At 62.9% G+C, this 968-nt stretch carries 2 protein-coding genes; both read left to right on the forward strand.

What is annotated here, in order from left to right:
* A partial coding sequence (locus KVT32_RS27805; RefSeq protein WP_217619162.1) for a hypothetical protein occupies nucleotides 1–360 on the forward strand: 360 nt, incomplete at its 5' end.
* A 78-nt stretch (nucleotides 361–438) separates the two neighbouring features.
* Entirely contained in the window at nucleotides 439–672 is a 234-nt protein-coding gene (locus KVT32_RS27810; RefSeq protein ID WP_217619163.1) for a hypothetical protein, read from the forward strand.
* Nucleotides 673–968: the final 296 nt, after the last annotated feature.

Consider the following 968-nt stretch of genomic DNA (forward strand, 5'->3'; position numbering starts at 1 on the left):
AACTGGAGCCGCGGCTTTCTCTCTGCCCAAGCGCGACAATTCGTTGCTGTTGAGCTGGCCCACAGCCGTCAGCCGACCACCCTGCGCGACAACCATCTACTTCAGCGCTGCACCGCTCATCTGGTCGCGCTGGCGGGATGTTCTGTCGCAACTGCCGCAACGCAGGCGGCGCAGGTGATCGCCGAACTCGACAGCGCGCGTAGCCGCGTGACGCTCGATATGGACCGCAGCACCAGCCATGCGCTCTTTGTGGTGGACCGAGACCAAGGCACCACCCGCGTGATTTCAGCCGCCGAGCTGGCAAAGATTCTGGACGCTCATCAGGCCGGCCAGTCGCTGCAGAGCGCGCCCGCGCACTAACCCCCCACCCCCGATTTCCGTCTTGCTGGCGGGCGTTCTAACGCCCGCCACGGGAAACTGTTCTCCGAAGGAATTGATATGCCTGCCATCCCCGTGCTTGCCCGCATCGAAACGCACATGAGCGACGACGAGGTAAAGGCCTTGGCCAAGCTCACGGAATACCTTGTTCGTGGCGCCTATGAACCCGGGCAATCCCTATTCCTGACTGCCGCCGCCGGCGATGCCGCCGTGTCCGGCCACATGCTCACCGCCGCCTGCGCTGTCCACGCCGCCACCATGCGCACGCTGCGTGAACGCAACTTGACGGCGTAGTCATATGCGCCGGGACCTCCAACAGGCGCACGACGCGGCTGACCTTCGCGGCACGCTGGATGAGGCTCTTCGCCACCCCCTCCTAAGGCGCTGCCTGGAAATCACCGCGCGCGCTCTTCAATCTCAGACCACAAACACCGAATCAAAGCCGGCCGTCGTCCTATATCCATTCAAAGGACGTAAGGCACTGACGGCACCGGCCAAGGACTTCAAGCGCGCCTGCGCTGGGGACCTCGACGAATAGAAGGACGTACCAGAATGAACACTCCAGACCTGATGGACCTAAAGGAAGTAGC

Origin of the sequence: Achromobacter sp. GbtcB20, assembly GCF_019091095.1 — a bacterium.
Classification (GTDB): domain Bacteria; phylum Pseudomonadota; class Gammaproteobacteria; order Burkholderiales; family Burkholderiaceae_B; genus Achromobacter; species Achromobacter mucicolens.

What these genes read in the sequence shown, in the direction of transcription:
- KVT32_RS27810 (WP_217619163.1), top strand. Translation starts at nt 439, where the DNA reads ATGCCTGCCATCCCCGTGCTTGCCCGCATCGAAACGCACATGAGCGAC.